Genomic DNA, 14,802 nt, shown 5'->3' on the forward strand with positions numbered 1-14,802 from the left:
TATGGAGGCCCTGCAACTCGGTCTGCCGGCGATCGTCCTCATCATTCTGGTGGCGCTCGCCTTCGACTTCATCAACGGCCTGCACGACGCGGCGAACTCCATCGCCACCGTGGTGTCGACCCGCGTGCTGTCGCCCAAGCTGGCGGTCCTGTGGGCGGCCTTCTTCAACTTCATCGCCTTCCTGTTCTTCGGCCTGCATGTCGCCACCACCATCGGCACCGGGCTGGTCGATCCGCTGGTGATGGACCCGGCGGTGATCCTGGCGGCGCTGATCGGCGCCATCGGCTGGAACCTGATCACCTGGTGGCTGGGGCTGCCGTCCTCCTCCTCGCACGCGCTGGTCGGCGGCATCGCCGGGGCCGGCATCGCCAAGGCGGGGTTCGGCGCCATCGTCGCCAGCGGCTTCACCAAGACGGCGGTCGCCATCGTGCTGTCGCCCGGCATCGGCCTGCTGCTGGCGCTGTTCCTGATGCTGGTGGCGTCCTGGGCGCTGCGCCGCGCCGCTCCCTTCACGGTCGACCGCCAGTTCCGCCATCTGCAGCTGGTGTCGGCGGCGCTCTACAGCCTGGGCCATGGCGGCAACGACGCGCAGAAGACGATGGGCATCATCGCCGTGCTGCTGTTCAGCCAGGGCATGCTGGGCGACAGCTTCCACGTTCCCTTCTGGGTCATCATCGCCTGTCAGGTGGCGATGGGGATGGGCACGATGATGGGCGGCTGGCGCATCGTCCGCACCATGGGGTCGCGCATAACCGACCTGAAGCCCTATCAGGGTTTCTGTGCCGAGACGGCGGGCGCCATCACCCTGTTCGGCGCGACGTGGCTGGGCATTCCGGTGTCGACCACCCACACCATCACCGGCGCCATCGTCGGCGTCGGCTCCGCCCGCCGCACCTCGGCGGTGCGCTGGGGGCTGGCCGGCCGAATCGTCTGGGCCTGGGTGCTGACGATTCCCGCCTCCGGCATCGTCGCCTGGCTGTCCTACCTGCTGGTCGCCGCCCTGCTGCGCCCGTAAGGGCGCCTTTTCGCGGGGAGAACGCCCGCAGAACGATGGGGTGAAAGGATAAGCCCTTCGGGATGCAGCGCGGCCTTGACCCGCAAGGGCGGGAACGGCAGGATCGGTGCGGTGGAGACAGGATACCGGTCATGCCGCATATCGAACGCACCGATCAAGGTGAGCAGTATGTGTTTCCCGGCACCGAACGCCGGACGGTCCCCGGCTTGCCCTATGCGGCGGAAGCCGACGGCCAGCTGACCCTGCATTTCTACGCCCCGCCCGAGAAGTCCGAACGCCGCCCGCGCCCGACCTCGGCGCGCGCGCTGTCGTCCACCCCCCTGCCGGTGACGGCGCTGCCGGCCAATGCGGCGATGGCCCCCGCCATGGCACAGGGCCAGACGGCGCCGGCGGCGGCCGACTCCGCGCCGCAGAGCCTGTTCGGCCGCCGGCTCGCCCATTTCCCACGGGTGTTCGACCAACCCTGAGCGGCTTCGGGCCGCTCCGACCTCAGGCGGTGCCGGTGCGGCTCCGCGTGGCGTCGAGCGTGCGGGCGACCTGACGCAGCAGGACATCGCGGTCATAGGGCTTGCCGACATGGCCGTTCATCCCGGCCTCGCGGCAGTGCCGCCGTTCCTCATCCGACGAACCGGCGGTCAGCGCCAGGATCGGCAGGTCGCCGCGCGGCGGCGGCATCGCGCGGATGGCGCGGCTCGCCTCCAGCCCATCCATGCCCGGCATCTGCACGTCCATCAGCACGAGATCGTAGTCGCCGGCCTCCACCGCCTCCACCGCCGCGGCACCGTCGGCCACAAGATCTATGGCGTAACCGCTGTCGCGGAACAGGGCGGCCAGCAGTTCGCGGTTGATCGGCAGATCCTCGGCGATCAGCAGGCGCGGCGGTCCGGGGGAGCGGTCGGCCGGAGGGGCGGCGGGCTTGGCGACGGGAGGGGCGACGGGCCGGGCGGCCGGGGGTGGGGAGGGCAGACCGGCGGCCGTCACCGGGCTTGCGGTTCCGCCTTGCCGGGCGGCGATGCGGGCGAGTTGCCGGCGCAGGTCGTCGATGGCGAAGGGCTTGGCGATCATCGCGACGTCGGGGCCGAAGGCGGACGGGGTGCCGGCGGCATGGGCGGCGAAGCCGGAGGCCAGCAGCACCGGCAGGCCGGGGCGCATGCGGGCGGCGTGCCTCGCCAGCTCCGTCCCATCCATGCCCGGCGGCATGACGACGTCGCTCAGCAGCAAGTCCAGCGGCTCATGCCCGTCCAGCACCACCAGCGCCTCGTTGGCGTTGGCCGCCGCGATCACCCGGTGCCCCCAGCCGCGCAGCAGCCCGGCCACCATGTCGCGCACCGTCGGGTCGTCGTCCACCAGCAGGACCGACAGCGGCCCGCAGGCCGGTGCCGGCGCCGGGGGCGGTGCAGGGGATAGTGCCTGCGGCGTTGCGGGGGCCACCGGCCCAGCGGCGGGAATGGCGGCCTTGGACGGCGGTATGTCGAATGGCTTGGCCGGCAGCAGGCGGCTCGCCGGCAGGCGCACCGTCACCGTGGTGCCGACGCCGAGCGTGCTGCGCAGTTCCAGGGTGCCGCCATGCAGGTCGACCAGCCGCTTGGTCAGGGGCAGGCCCAGACCGGCGCCCTCCGCCCCGCGGGTGGCGTTCCCGCCCCTGGCGAAGGGCTCCAGCACGCGGTCGATGTCCTCGGCCGGGATGCCGAGCCCGGTGTCGATGACGCGGATCACCGGCGCGCCGTCGTCCAGGGCGGCGGACAGCGTCACCGATCCGCCCGTCGGCGTGTATTTCACCCCGTTGGCGATCAGGTTCAGCAGGATCTGGCGGATGCGGCGGTCGTCGCCGCGCAGGTTGCGCACCGCCGGCGCCACCGCCGCCGACAACAGAACGCCGGCATGCTCGGCCCGCGGGGTCAGCATGCGGACGGCGAAATCGGCGGCGTCCTCCAGGTCGCAGGGGCCGTCCTCCAACGTCAGCGCCCCGGCTTCCGCCCGCGCATGGTCGAGGATCTCGTTGATCAGTTCCAGCACATGCTGGCCGGAATCGCGGACATTGGCGGCATATTGCCGGTAGGAGGGCGTGCCGACCGGTCCCTCCGCCTCGCGGGCGATCAGGTCGGAGAAACCGATCACCGCGTTCAGCGGCGTGCGCAGCTCGTGGCTCAGACCGGCCAGGAACTCGCCCTTGTCGTGGTTGGCGGCCTCGGCGGCCCGGCGTGCCGTTTCCGCAATGTCGCGGGCCTTGTCCAGCTCGGCGGCGAGCCGCGCGGTCTCGTCGCGCTCGGCGCTGGTCCGCTCCACGACGCTGCGCGCCTCGGCCAGCGCCACCTGCGCCTTGCGCTCGCGGTCGAGGTAGCGCAGGCCCCAGCCCAGCATCGCCAGGATCGCCAGCAGCCCGATGGCGGTCTCCAGCACCGTGTGCAGGGTGCGGGTGCGCCAGTCGGCCATCGCCTGGTCCCGGCCGATGCCGGTCAGCACCACCAGGCCATAGTCGCGCACCGTCCGGTAGGCGGCGATGCGTGACACCCCGTCCAGCATCGATCGCAGCAGGAACTGCCCTTCCGGCGCCTCGCGCAGCTTGGTTTGGAACAGCAGCCCGCCGGCCACCGATCTGCCGGCCGATGCCTCGGTGGCCGGGCGGCGGGCGAGGACCTCGCCGGCCGGGCCGTAGACGCCGATCAGCGGATCGAACTCGATGCCCAGCAGGGCGTAGAAATCGGTCAGCGAATCCACCCGGATGGTCGCCGACGCCGTCCCGACGAAACGCCCTTCGTCGTCATACAGGGGACGCGAGACCGGGAAGACCAGCGGCTGGCCGCCGCTGCGGATCGTCTGCGCCGCCCCGACATGCAGGCGCGTGCCGCCGCGCAAGCTCTCCAGCCCGGCCGGATCGGCGAAGTCGGCGATGCGGTTGGGAAAGCTGGCCGATTCCAGGACCGGCCGGCCGTCGGCGTCATAGATCCAGACGGCGTCGGCACCCTCGACCTGGGACGCATATTCGCGCAGCCGGGTCCAATGCTTCAGGTCGCGCACACGCTGCGGACCACCGGCCTCCGCCACCATCGCCGCGGTCTGGTCGAGCGCGATGTCGGCCGTGCGCACCGTGCGGTGGACATGGTCGTCGACCAGCCGGGCCATGTCCCGGACCATGGCGAAGCGGCGCTGCAGCGTGTCCTGGTAATCGTGGTAGATCCGGTGGCCCGCATTGCCCGCCAATGCGGCCAGCACCACGACCATCACCAGCGCGCCCCGTAGGAAGCGTCCCACGATCCCCCCTCTTGTGCCGCCGTCATATGCCGCCTTCTTGTGGCGATGCGCGATGCGGCCCGAACATTGCTTCAGGCTCAAACTATCACGAATTCGGGCGGGCCGATGCGGGATTTCACCGGGCGTGCTCTCGGGGTTTGTCCTGATGGCGGGGTGTGGCGGAAGGACCGGTCAGGCTTCCTGGACGGTTTCGATTTCCGACAGGTCGGACAGGCGGCGGGCCAGACGTTCGGTGCAGCGGACTTCGAGGATGCCGAAGCCGGCATTGGGGGCGATGGTGTGCAGGTCGCCGGCCATGCCGTTCTCGCTGGCCAGCCGCCGCACCCGCTCCACCATGGCGTCGCGTTCCGGCCGCCCCGGGCGCAGGCCCGGCAGCGGGCGGGTGAAGTGGAGCTTGTAGCGCTTGAAGATCGAAGGGGCCATCAGGTCACGGGTGCGAAGTGGGGGCGGTCAGGAGGCGCGTTGGCTCCCCGGATGCCGTCCCCCGGATCTCGCACAGGCCGGCGGTGCGATGCCAGCCCGAAAAGGCTTATTTCCTGGGTTCGACGTTCTCGGCACCGGCGCGGGTGCCGCCGAAACGGTCGGCGCCCTTGGCGTCGGGGGCCTCCGGCTTCTTGTGGTTGCCGGTGTTCTGCTCGCCCTCGGTGTGGCGGACGGTCTGTTCGGTGTGGGGCTGCTTGTTCTGCTGGCCGGTCATGCGGGAGTCTCCCTTATATAAGGTGTCATCCCTTAACCGGATCGGCCGGCATTGGTTTCGGTCGCGGTTGCGGTCGACCTCAGCTTTGCCGGGCGATCGCCCGGGCCACCGTCATCCACCGCTCCTCCTCCTCCGCCCATTCGTCCGCGTCCCGCAGTGCGCGCAAGGGGGGCCAGACGCCGAGCCGGCTGGAGCGGCGCAGCGCGAAGAAGCGGTCGAGTTCCTCCGCGGTCGGCAGCCGGTCGTCCTTGCGCTGGTTGCAGCGGCGGTGCGCCAGCACGACGTTGGCCGGATCGTCGATCCCGCCATAGGCCTGGGGGATCAGATGGTCGAAGGTGGCCTTCGCCCCGACCGGCCCGTCGCAGAAGAAGCAGCGCCCGCCCTGCTGGACGTCCATCAGCCTGGCATCGTCCGGCGTCACGGGCATGGCGCTTCCTCTTGTCAGGTCCTTACAGGTCGCGCTCGACGCTGCCCCACAGGTCGTATTCGTCGGCATGCTCGATGGTGACGTCGACCATATCGCCCGGCTTCAGGCCGGTCTCGCCGTTCAGGAAGACGTTGCCGTCGATCTCCGGCGCATCGGCGTAGGAGCGGCCGATGGCGCCGTCCTCGTCGACCTCGTCGATCAGAACGCCCAGCGTATAGCCGACCTTCTGCTGGAGCCGTTCGGCGCTGATCGCCTTCTGCGTCTCCATGAAGCGTTCCCAACGCTCCTGCTTGACCTCTTCCGGGACGGCGCCGGGCAGGTCGTTGGCGGTGGCGCCCTCCACCGGCTCGTACTTGAAGCAGCCGACGCGGTCGAGCTGGGCTTCCTTCAGCCAGTCCAGCATGAACTGGAAGTCCTCCTCCGTCTCGCCGGGGAAGCCGGTGATGAAGGTGGAGCGCAGGACCAGATGCGGGCACTCGTCGCGCCATTTGCGGATGCGGTCCAGCTGCTTTTCCTGGGCGGCCGGGCGGCGCATCGCCTTCAGCACTGTGGGCGAGGCATGCTGGAACGGGATGTCGAGATAGGGGAGGATCTTCCCCTCCGCCATCAGCGGGATGACCTCGTCCACATGCGGATAGGGGTAGACGTAATGCAGGCGGACCCACAGGTCGAAGTTCGCCAGCTCGTTGCACAGGTCGAAGAAGCGGGTGCGGACCTCGCGGTCGTACCATTTCTCCGTCTTGTACTTCACGTCGACGCCGTAGGCGCTGGTGTCCTGGGAGATGACCAGCAGTTCCTTGACGCCGGCGACCGCCAGCTTCTCCGCCTCGCGCAGGACCGAATGGATCGGCCGGCTGACCAGATCGCCGCGCAGGGACGGGATGATGCAGAAGCTGCAGCGGTTGTTGCAGCCTTCGGAAATCTTCAGGTACGCGTAGTGGCGCGGGGTCAGCCGCAGCCCTTCCGGCGGCACCAGATCGGTGAAGGGGTTGTGCGTCGGCGGCACCGCGTCATGCACCGCGCTGACGACCTGTTCATACTGGTGCGGCCCGGTGACCGCCAGCACGTCGGGGTGGATCTGCCGGATCATGTCCGATTCCACGCCCATGCAGCCGGTGACGATGACCCGCCCGTTCTCCTTGATCGCCTCGCCGATGGCGTCCAGCGACTCCTTCTTGGCGCTGTCGAGGAAGCCGCAGGTGTTGACCAGAACGACGTCCGCGCCGTCGTAGCTGGGGGAGATCTCGTACCCCTCCGCGCGCAGGCGCGTGAGGATGCGCTCAGAGTCGACGAGCGCCTTGGGGCAGCCGAGGCTGACGATGCCGACCTTCGGGGCGCCCATGGTCTGGGCGGCGGCCGGCGATGCGGACTTCGGAACGGGGGATGTGGTCATCGCGCGCGTATACCGCCGAATCGGGGATTACGCCAGTGAAACATGACGACAAAGCCCGTCGGCATGGCCGGCATGCCGATTCCGCCTGTGTTTGCCTGGGGTTCCGGCGCCACCGGTCCTTTGGTCGAAGCCAAGGCAATGCGACAATTTGCAACAAAAGGATGAAGTGTTCGATGTTCCGTTTTTTGTTCAATCACGTTAATATATGCAATGGTGTCATGATCGACGTGGCCGCCGCTTTGCAGCGATGGCCGCTGCCTTTTGATACGGCCATCGTATAGCCACTAAACTTTATAGAGTGGAAAAAATGGACTTTGCAAAAGTGCGCGGCGTTGCTGCGGGGCGGCTGGCAATGCGGAACAACGGGGCGCTGGATCGGACGTCGATCGGGGCCGGATCCATTGGAGCCGCCATGGACTTCACCGAACCGGATCATGCCGGCGGCGCCTCGCCGCAGGCCATCGCCGACGTCATGCTTCAGATCGCCCACATCGCCGACAGCCTTGGCTATACCCACGGATTGAAGCCGTCGCAGTGGACGGCGCTGCGCTATTTCGCCGGGGCCAACAACAGCCAGCGCACCGTCTCGGCCTTCGCCGACTTCCACGCCACCACCCGCGGGGCCGCCTCGCAGATGGTGGAGGTTCTGGTGGGCAAGGAGCTGCTGGTCCGCGTGCCGGTTCCGGAGGATCGCCGCGTCACCCAGCTGCATCCGACGCCGAAGGCGCTGGAACTGCTGCGCCACGACCCGCTGAACGACTTCGCCGGCGTCATCGCCGGGTTGCCGGGCGACGACCAGTACAAGCTGGCCGAGACGCTGACCAGCCTGCTGCGCGGCCTGCTGGAAAAGCGGCAGTCTGTCTGATTTCGGGCCGTCTGGTTTTGGGCCGATCTGCCTGCAGCCGTCAGGGCTTGCGGCAGGCGGCGACCGCGGCCTCCAGCCCGCGCTGATCGCGCTCGCTGAGGCGGTTGGCGACGAATCCCTCCCACACCCCGATCCGCACCAGCTCCGACTGCACGCAACGGCAATTGGCGGTGCAGGTCGCCGACGACACCCCGGCGCGCTCGCAACTCGATACGCAGGCTGCCTGGAAATCGCGTGCGGCGGGCGTTTCCACTGGCGACAGCTGTGCCGCGGCCCAGGCGATCCCGAACAGCAGCGGCTGGTGCAGCAGATAGACCGCCAGGCTGTGCCGTCCGGCAAAAGCCAGCAGCCGCCCGGCGCCGCCGGTCACCGCCACGCCCTCGCCCATCGCCGGCCACAGCCGCGCCAGCCCGATCCCGGCCAGAACGCCGCCGATCCAGGGCAGCAGCGGGACGAAATCGTTGGAGTCCGGCGCCACCGTGGTCAGCCCGATCCAGCGCAGCCACGGGCTGTCGAACAGCAGGAAGCCCTGCGTCGTTCCGATCAGCACCGCGGCAGCCGCCGCCGCCAGGGTTACGGCGGCCGGCAGGCGGACGAAGGCGAGGCCGATGACGCTCGCCACCGCGATGTGGTGCAGCACGCCGAAGAAGATCGGGCTGTCGGGGAACAGGACGTAGGACGCCGCCGATACAGCCGCCGCCCCGGCCGCCACCCGCCCCAGCCGGCGCAGGAAGCGCCCCGGATCGAGCCCGTCGCGGGTCGCCAGCACCAGCCCGATGCCGGCCAGCAGCAGGAAGCTCGACAGGATCACGGCGCGCGCCGCCAGCCACAGCGGATCGCCCAGCAGGTCGAAGCGGGCAAGCCCGAAATAGGTGGCGTCCCAACTGCCGTGATAGGCCGCCATGGCGACCAGCGCCAGCCCGCGCGCCACATCGATGGCCGGACGGCGGGAGCCCCGCGCAAGGTCCTGCTGTTCCGGCGCGATGCCGATTGCCGTCATGATGCGGTCGTCCCCACCCCGAAAATCCATCCCTCTTGCCGCCGCGCGGTGTCGTCCAGTCCGGGCGGCGTCCAGGCGGATGCCTGTGCCGCGAGCCAGCGCAGGCCGGCGGCCGACACCAGCGCGTCGCTGTCATGGTCGCTGACCATACCGGAGCGCTGCAGCGGGTGCGAGCCCAGGCGAATCAACGCCTCGTCCATTTCGGCGCCGTCGCGGATCTTGCGCTGGCCGAAGCCGGTGTGCTTCAGGAACAGGCGGGGGTAGATCTCCACCATCACGCTTTTCCCCGGCGCCGGATCCTCGAAGGGCCAGACCGCCAGTTGGCCCGGCAGGGCGGCGCGCAGGGCGCGCAGCACCCGCATGCCGGCCAGTGCGCCCTTGCCGACCTGCTTTGACCCGATCAGCTTGTAGGGGCTCTGCGGGTGACCCAGCCCGTCGGCGCGACAGGCCCATTCGGTGGCCCGATGCGGGTCCTCGTACCAGTCCGGCTGCGGCCCGCGATGCCAGAAGCCGGCGCCGTGCAGCGGGTGGCTGGCGAAGGGACCGCCGCCGAAGTCGGGCTCGTCCGCGCAGATTTCCTCCACCGCGTCCCACAGGTCGAAGACGGTTGCCTGCCGGCCGGGAAAGCCGCGCGCCGCCACCGCGAAAGGCAGGGAGAAGGCGCAGTCGATCCCGACCAGAGCCGGCTCACGAGGCAATTCGGCACGCAGCCAGTCGAACACCGCCGTCCGCGACCACCAGCCGCCGGGACCTTCGACCAGCCGGGGAGCGGCGTCGCCCGCAGCGCACTCCGCCACCGCGATGCCGGCATAGCGCTTCCCGCGGGCGCCGGACCAGTCGATGGCTATGAAGCGGCCGAAGGCGGTGGGAGAGCGGGGCATCGGGGGAGGGCAGGGGCTGGATGGCTGAAGGGCTCCACCCTTAACCGAGGCGGGCAGGGGGAACAATGCACAATCGGCCTGACGGCCGTTGTCACCGACACCGTGATGGTGTGCGGCATACACCCGTGTTAGTCTCTCCTATCTCCAGGTTTTCCACCCCTGGCGTGCTGCACCCAGATCGTATTCTTCTTATGGACGAGCACACTATGACCATCCATCAGATGATCAATCTCAGCACCACCGCCCTTCCGCACGGCAGCCCCGGACTGGACCTCTACGCCGCGGCGAAGCACCATTTCGTCTCTTTCCACGGGTTCAAGAATCTGGGCTTCGGGTATGAGTCGTGCAACGCCGCCGTCGCGGTGAAGAAGACCTCGGCCCTGCCGACATATGCCGACTTCTCCGTCTGCTTCGGCTCGTCGCGCCTGCATGCCGGCCTCGATCCGGTCTTCAACGAGATGTCCGACGACATCAACCCGAACAATCCCTTCGCATCGTCGCAGAAGGAACAGCATGCGGAACAGACCGCCATTCTGATCGGCGAGCATGAATACGCGCTGTGGACCGACGGAAACGGGCGTTGCCACGTCTACGTCGATTACAGCCCCTGCGACAATTGCGAACCCTGGCTGAGGAACCGGCCGGAAGACTGGGTCGTCTACTACCGGGTTCCCCTGAACAGTTCGAGCACGATGGTCAAGGAACGCAAGGACACGCACAAGACCCAGTTCGGGCAGTTCTTCGGCAGCAAGTTCAAATAGGCCGCCTTACAGCTCCGCCACCTCCACCACGCCCGGCACCGCCTTCAGGGCGGAGCGGCTTTGCGCAGTGATGGTGTAGCTGCCGGGCAGTTCGATCTCGATCTCCTTCAGCGGATCGACCTCCACCAGCACGTTGATGCGGCTCTTGCCGCGCGACAACCGGTCGAGCGTGGCGCGCAGATGCTCGATCGGGCCGGGATCGCGCAGCACCACGCGCAGGCCGGCGCTGACCGAGGCGACGGCCTCCTCCAGCGGCTTGATCTCCTGGCAGGTCAGCCGGACCTCCTCGCCGTTCAACTGGGCGTCCACCGTCATCAGCACCGGGCGGCCGGGCTCCAACAGGTCGCGGTTGACGGCCAGCACCTCGGAGAACAGGGTCACCTCATAGCCGCCGGTGGCGTCCGACAGCTCGACGAAGGCGAAGCGGTTGCCGGACTTGGCGGTCTTCTCCTTCTTCGAGACGACGATGCCCGCCATCTTGTAGCGGGTGGAGCCGCCCTTCGCGATTGCCGTCTGCAACTCGGCGGAGCGCACCACCTTCATGCGGCCGAGCGGGCCGGAATAGGCGTCCAGCGGGTGGGCCGACAGGTAGAAGCCGATGGCACCGAACTCGTGCTTCAGCTTTTCCAGCGGTTCCCAATCCTTCACCTTGGGAAGTTTTGGTTCCGGAAGTCCACCATCACCGCGTCCGAACAGGTTATCCATGCCTGCTGCGCGCTCAGCGGATTCAGTTTGAGCATAGCTAATTATGCTCTCAAGCGCGGCATGGACCTGGGCGCGGTTGGGGTTCAGCCCGTCGAAGGCGCCGGCGCAGGCCAGATTCTCCAGCTGGCGCTTGTTGATGGTCTTCAGATCGAGACGGCGGGCGAAGTCGAACAGGCTCTTGAACGGGCCGTTCTTGCGCCGCTCCTCCACCACTGCCCGCATGGCGGGCAGGCCGACGCCCTTGACGGCGGCGAGCGCATAGCGCACGGCCTTGGTCCCGTCGGGCAGCTGCTCCACCCCGAAGATGGAGTCGGACTTGTTGATGTCCGGTGTCAGCAGCTTGATGCGCAGCCGGGTCAGTTCCTGCCGGAAGACGTTCAGCTTGTCGGTGTTGCCGAGGTCGAGCGTCATCGACGCCGCCATGAACTCCACCGGGTGGTTCGCCTTCAGATAGGCGGTGTGATAGGCGACCAGGGCGTAGGCGGCGGCGTGGGACTTGTTGAAGCCGTAGCCGGCGAACTTCATGACCTGATCGAAGATCATGCTGGCCAGATCGGCCTTGACGCCGCGCGCCTCCGCGCCGTCGCAGAAGATCTTGCGCTGGTTGTCCATCTCCTCCTTGATCTTCTTGCCCATGGCGCGGCGCAGAAGATCGGCGCCGCCCAGCGAATAGCCGGACAGCACCTGGGCGATCTGCATGACCTGTTCCTGGTAGATCATGATCCCGAAGGTCTCCTTCAGGATGCCTTCCAGGCTGTCATGCATGTAGTCGGCTTTTTCCTCGCCGTTCTTCACCCGGATGTATTTCGGGATGTTGTCCATCGGGCCGGGACGGTAGAGCGACACCAGCGCGATGATGTCCTCCAGCCGGTTGGGCTTCAGCCGGCGCAGCACGTCGCGCATGCCCGAGCTTTCCAGCTGGAACACACCGGTCGCCTCGGCGCGGCTGAGCAGCTGGTAGCTCTTCTCGTCGTCCAGCGGAACGGTGGTCAGGTCCGGCTTCTCGGGGATCAGGTCGACCGCCGTCTTCAGCACGGTCAGCGTCTTCAATCCCAGGAAGTCGAACTTCACCAGACCGGCCTGTTCGACATATTTCATGTTGAACTGGGTGACCGGCATGTCGGAGCGCGGGTCGCGGTAGAGCGGTACCAGCTCCTGCAAGGGCCGGTCGCCGATCACCACGCCGGCGGCGTGGGTCGAGGCGTGGCGGTACAGACCCTCCAGCTTCAGCGCGATGTCGATCAGGTGGCGCACGGTGTCGTCGCCGTCGCGCGCCTGCCGCAGCATCTCCTCGCTGTCCAGCGCCTGCTGCAAGGTCACCGGGTTGGCCGGGTTGTTCGGCACCATCTTGCAGATCTTGTCGACCTGACCGTAGGGCATCTGCAGCACGCGGCCGACGTCGCGCAGCACGGCGCGCGCCTGCAGCTTACCGAAGGTGATGATCTGGGCGACGCGGTCGTAGCCGTACTTGTTCTGGACGTAGCGGATGACCTCTTCGCGGCGGTCCTGGCAGAAGTCGATGTCGAAGTCGGGCATCGACACGCGTTCTGGGTTCAGGAAGCGCTCGAACAGCAGGCCGAAGCGCAGCGGGTCGAGGTCGGTGATGGTCAGCGCCCAGGCGACGACGGAGCCGGCGCCCGACCCGCGGCCCGGCCCGACGGGGATGTCCTGGTTCTTCGCCCATTTGATGAAGTCCGACACGATCAGGAAGTAGCCGGGGAACTTCATCTTGACGATGACGTCCAGCTCGAACTCCAGCCGCTCGAAATAGGTCTTGCGGGTCTCCTCGCGCTGTTCCGGCGTCATGTCGGGGGTGAAGACGACCTTCTCCAGCCGCATCTCCAGGCCGGCGCGCGACTGGGCGCGCAGCTCGTCATCCTCGGTGCGGCCGCCTTCGCAGGCAAACGGCGGCAGGATCGGCTTGATCGGCTTCAGCAGGAAGGAGCAGCGCCGGGCGATGGCCACCGTGTTGTCCACCGCCTCCGGCAGGTCGGCGAACAGCAGCCGCATCTCCTCCGCCGACTTGAAGCGGTGGTCGGGGGTCAGGCGGCGGCGGTCCTCCTGGCTGAGATAGGCGCCCTCGGCGATGCAGAGCAGCGCGTCGTGCGCCTCGTACATGTCCTCGGTGGCGAAATAGCAGTCGTTGGTGGCGACCAGCGGCAGGCCGTGGGCATAGGCGAGGTCGATCAGCGCCGGCTCGACGGCGTTCTCCACCGTGGCGAAATGGCCGCGCCCGCCCTCGTGCCGCTGCAGCTCGACATAGAGGCGGCCGGGGAACAGGCGCTTTAGCCGTTCCAGAACGTCGAGCGCCAGATCTTTCTGCCCCTCGTGCAGCAGCCGGCCGACCGAGCCGCCGGGGCCGCCGGTCAGCGCGATCAGCCCGGCGGAGCGACCCTCCAGCGCGTCCAGCGTCACCTGCGGGCCGGCCAGCGGGTCCGACTCCAGGAAGGCCTTGGACACCAGCGCCGTCAGGTTGCGGTAGCCCTCCTCGTTCTGGCACAGCAGGACGAGCTGGTCGGGGGTGGCCGCCGCCTTGCCGGGCAGGCCGGGCTTGGTCTGGGCGGGACCGACGCGGGTGATGCCCAGCACGGTGCCGATGATCGGCTGCACGCCGGCATCCGACGCCGCCAGCGCGAATTCCAGCGCGCCGAACAGGTTGCCGCTGTCGGTGACGGCGACGGCCGGCATCTGCTGTTTCATGCAGAGCTTGACCAGCTCCTTCACCTTGATCGCACCTTCCGACAGCGAATAGGCGGAATGGACGCGCAGGTGGATGAAGTCGGCGTGGGGCATGGCAACCGGAGATTTGCTGCGAGAAGGGCCCCTGGTTCTAGCACAGGCCGGAGGCTTCCCGCGACCGTCGCGCTGGCGCATGCGAACGTGGTATGGAAGTCGCCGCATCATGACCAGGGATGGGGAGGACGCCGCGATGGACCGGCAGCACCTTGCACCCGTCGCCCGACTGCGGCCGGCCTTCAGGGACCGCCGCGCCGTCCGGGCGGCGACGCCATTCGCCCTGCTGGCCGGTTTGGCGCTGGCGCTTTCCGCCTGCGAGACCGTGCCGCCGCCGCCGTCCGCGCCTCCCCCCGTGGCCGGGCTGGAGGACGGGCCGGCCAAGCCCTTCGGATCCGGCAAGGGCTGGACCGTCACCATCCATTCGCCGCCGAGCGGCAAGCGCTTCTGCGTCGCGGAGCGCGGGATCCCGGTCGGGCAGAACGCCGCGCCGCGCCTGACCTTCCGCACCGCCTCCGTCGAATCGGGCTTCATCCTGTCGGGCTTCACCCCGTCGGACAGCGGGGCCGTGGTGAAGCCCGGCGAACGCTACGACCTGACCGTCAGCGCCGACATGGGACCGCGCCTGTCGCTGAGCGCCCGCGGCCTGCCCAACGGCAGCCTCTATGTCGCCGTGCCGACCAAGGGCTTCCTGGAGGAGATGGAGCCGCTGGCCCGCGCCCACCGCGTCAGCTTCCGCAGCAGCGGGCTGGGGGAACTCGGAACCATGCTGCTGGGGGGATCGTCCTGGGCGATCAACGCGTCGGACGAATGCCGGATCCTGCACGCGGATCCGTAAAGGTTTGCGAGTCCAGCTGAGAGGCGTTTGAAAGGTCGAACCGCTTCGCGTCGGATCTCATCATGAGCGTCTTTTTGCCGTCATTCCCGCGAAGGCGGGAATCCAGAGTCCCGAAGGCAGATTTTTCGGAACAGCCTGGATCCCCGCCTTCGCGGGGATGACGGCCGAGAGAAGCCGCTGAAAACTCAATGTCACCGAGGTTGACGCGCAGGTCAGCCACGCGGCGAGCGCGCGC

13 protein-coding genes are annotated in these 14,802 nt (G+C 68.3%); 5 read left to right on the top strand and 8 right to left on the bottom strand.

Features of this window, described 5'->3' with window-relative positions; all coding sequences use genetic code 11:
• Position 1 precedes the first annotated feature (1 nt).
• The gene (locus PWS46_RS25990; protein ID WP_434623841.1) at positions 2-1,015 is read left to right on the top strand and encodes an inorganic phosphate transporter; all 1,014 of its coding nucleotides are present in this window, start codon (positions 2-4) and stop codon (positions 1,013-1,015) included.
• Positions 1,016-1,146: 131 nt separating this feature from the next.
• Entirely contained in the window at positions 1,147-1,482 is a 336-nt protein-coding gene (locus PWS46_RS25995; protein ID WP_434623843.1) for a hypothetical protein, read from the top strand.
• Positions 1,483-1,504: 22 nt separating this feature from the next.
• On the opposite strand, the gene PWS46_RS26000 is transcribed toward PWS46_RS25995, so the two are convergent.
• The 5 genes from PWS46_RS26000 to rimO all read right to left on the bottom strand — a co-directional run bounded on the left by PWS46_RS26000 (position 1,505) and on the right by rimO (position 6,733).
• Positions 1,505-4,267, bottom strand: a complete 2,763-nt coding sequence (locus PWS46_RS26000) for a response regulator (RefSeq protein ID WP_434623845.1) — start codon at positions 4,265-4,267, stop codon at positions 1,505-1,507.
• A gap of 171 nt (positions 4,268-4,438) precedes the next feature.
• Positions 4,439-4,690, bottom strand: a complete 252-nt coding sequence (locus tag PWS46_RS26005; protein WP_042690341.1) for a hypothetical protein — start codon at positions 4,688-4,690, stop codon at positions 4,439-4,441.
• 106 nt (positions 4,691-4,796) lie between these two features.
• A complete protein-coding gene (locus PWS46_RS26010; protein WP_434623847.1) occupies positions 4,797-4,964 on the bottom strand; it encodes a hypothetical protein in 168 nt (55 codons plus the stop codon).
• A 79-nt stretch (positions 4,965-5,043) separates the two neighbouring features.
• Positions 5,044-5,391, bottom strand: a complete 348-nt coding sequence (locus PWS46_RS26015) for an HNH endonuclease (protein ID WP_434623849.1) — start codon at positions 5,389-5,391, stop codon at positions 5,044-5,046.
• A gap of 22 nt (positions 5,392-5,413) precedes the next feature.
• Positions 5,414-6,733, bottom strand: coding sequence for a 30S ribosomal protein S12 methylthiotransferase RimO (gene rimO / locus PWS46_RS26020; RefSeq protein WP_434624416.1), 1,320 nt, complete (start codon positions 6,731-6,733; stop codon positions 5,414-5,416).
• 463 nt (positions 6,734-7,196) lie between these two features.
• On the opposite strand from rimO, the gene PWS46_RS26025 reads away from it, so the two are divergent.
• The gene (locus tag PWS46_RS26025; RefSeq protein ID WP_434623851.1) at positions 7,197-7,649 is read left to right on the top strand and encodes a MarR family winged helix-turn-helix transcriptional regulator; all 453 of its coding nucleotides are present in this window, start codon (positions 7,197-7,199) and stop codon (positions 7,647-7,649) included.
• 40 nt (positions 7,650-7,689) lie between these two features.
• On the opposite strand, the gene PWS46_RS26030 is transcribed toward PWS46_RS26025, so the two are convergent.
• Both PWS46_RS26030 and PWS46_RS26035 read right to left on the bottom strand, forming a co-directional pair.
• On the bottom strand, positions 7,690-8,649 hold the full coding sequence (locus PWS46_RS26030) for a DUF1624 domain-containing protein (RefSeq protein WP_434623853.1): 960 nt from the start codon (positions 8,647-8,649) through the stop codon (positions 7,690-7,692).
• A complete protein-coding gene (locus PWS46_RS26035) occupies positions 8,646-9,530 on the bottom strand; it encodes a hypothetical protein (protein ID WP_434623855.1) in 885 nt (294 codons plus the stop codon). The genes PWS46_RS26030 and PWS46_RS26035 overlap by 4 nt, the downstream gene beginning before the upstream one ends.
• Positions 9,531-9,736: 206 nt before the next feature.
• Between PWS46_RS26035 and PWS46_RS26040 the strand changes: the two genes are divergently transcribed.
• Positions 9,737-10,291: a hypothetical protein gene (locus PWS46_RS26040; protein WP_434623857.1), complete on the top strand. Its 555-nt coding sequence runs from the start codon at positions 9,737-9,739 to the stop codon at positions 10,289-10,291.
• Positions 10,292-10,297: 6 nt separating this feature from the next.
• Here the strand turns inward: PWS46_RS26040 and dnaE are convergent, their stop codons facing one another.
• Positions 10,298-13,789: a DNA polymerase III subunit alpha gene (gene dnaE / locus PWS46_RS26045; RefSeq protein WP_434623859.1), complete on the bottom strand. Its 3,492-nt coding sequence runs from the start codon at positions 13,787-13,789 to the stop codon at positions 10,298-10,300.
• A gap of 109 nt (positions 13,790-13,898) precedes the next feature.
• Between dnaE and PWS46_RS26050 the strand changes: the two genes are divergently transcribed.
• On the top strand, positions 13,899-14,567 hold the full coding sequence (locus tag PWS46_RS26050) for a hypothetical protein (protein WP_434623861.1): 669 nt from the start codon (positions 13,899-13,901) through the stop codon (positions 14,565-14,567).
• The last annotated feature ends 235 nt before the right edge of the window (positions 14,568-14,802 follow it).

Origin of the sequence: Azospirillum sp. B2RO_4, assembly GCF_051124815.1 — a bacterium.
Classification (GTDB): Bacteria; Pseudomonadota; Alphaproteobacteria; order Azospirillales; family Azospirillaceae; genus Azospirillum.

Bases quoted from the DNA above. Each gene is read 5' to 3' on its own strand.
- PWS46_RS25990 (WP_434623841.1), top strand. From the start codon at position 2: ATGGAGGCCCTGCAACTCGGTCTGCCGGCGATCGTCCTCATCATTCTG.
- PWS46_RS26030 (WP_434623853.1), bottom strand. From the start codon at position 8,649: ATGACGGCAATCGGCATCGCGCCGGAACAGCAGGACCTTGCGCGGGGC.
- PWS46_RS26035 (WP_434623855.1), bottom strand. From the start codon at position 9,530: ATGCCCCGCTCTCCCACCGCCTTCGGCCGCTTCATAGCCATCGACTGG.
- PWS46_RS26015 (WP_434623849.1), bottom strand. From the start codon at position 5,391: ATGCCCGTGACGCCGGACGATGCCAGGCTGATGGACGTCCAGCAGGGC.
- PWS46_RS26005 (WP_042690341.1), bottom strand. From the start codon at position 4,690: ATGGCCCCTTCGATCTTCAAGCGCTACAAGCTCCACTTCACCCGCCCG.
- PWS46_RS26050 (WP_434623861.1), top strand. From the start codon at position 13,899: ATGACCAGGGATGGGGAGGACGCCGCGATGGACCGGCAGCACCTTGCA.
- PWS46_RS26010 (WP_434623847.1), bottom strand. From the start codon at position 4,964: ATGACCGGCCAGCAGAACAAGCAGCCCCACACCGAACAGACCGTCCGC.
- rimO (WP_434624416.1), bottom strand. From the start codon at position 6,733: ATGGGCGCCCCGAAGGTCGGCATCGTCAGCCTCGGCTGCCCCAAGGCG.
- PWS46_RS26025 (WP_434623851.1), top strand. From the start codon at position 7,197: ATGGACTTCACCGAACCGGATCATGCCGGCGGCGCCTCGCCGCAGGCC.
- PWS46_RS25995 (WP_434623843.1), top strand. From the start codon at position 1,147: ATGCCGCATATCGAACGCACCGATCAAGGTGAGCAGTATGTGTTTCCC.
- PWS46_RS26040 (WP_434623857.1), top strand. From the start codon at position 9,737: ATGACCATCCATCAGATGATCAATCTCAGCACCACCGCCCTTCCGCAC.
- dnaE (WP_434623859.1), bottom strand. From the start codon at position 13,789: ATGCCCCACGCCGACTTCATCCACCTGCGCGTCCATTCCGCCTATTCG.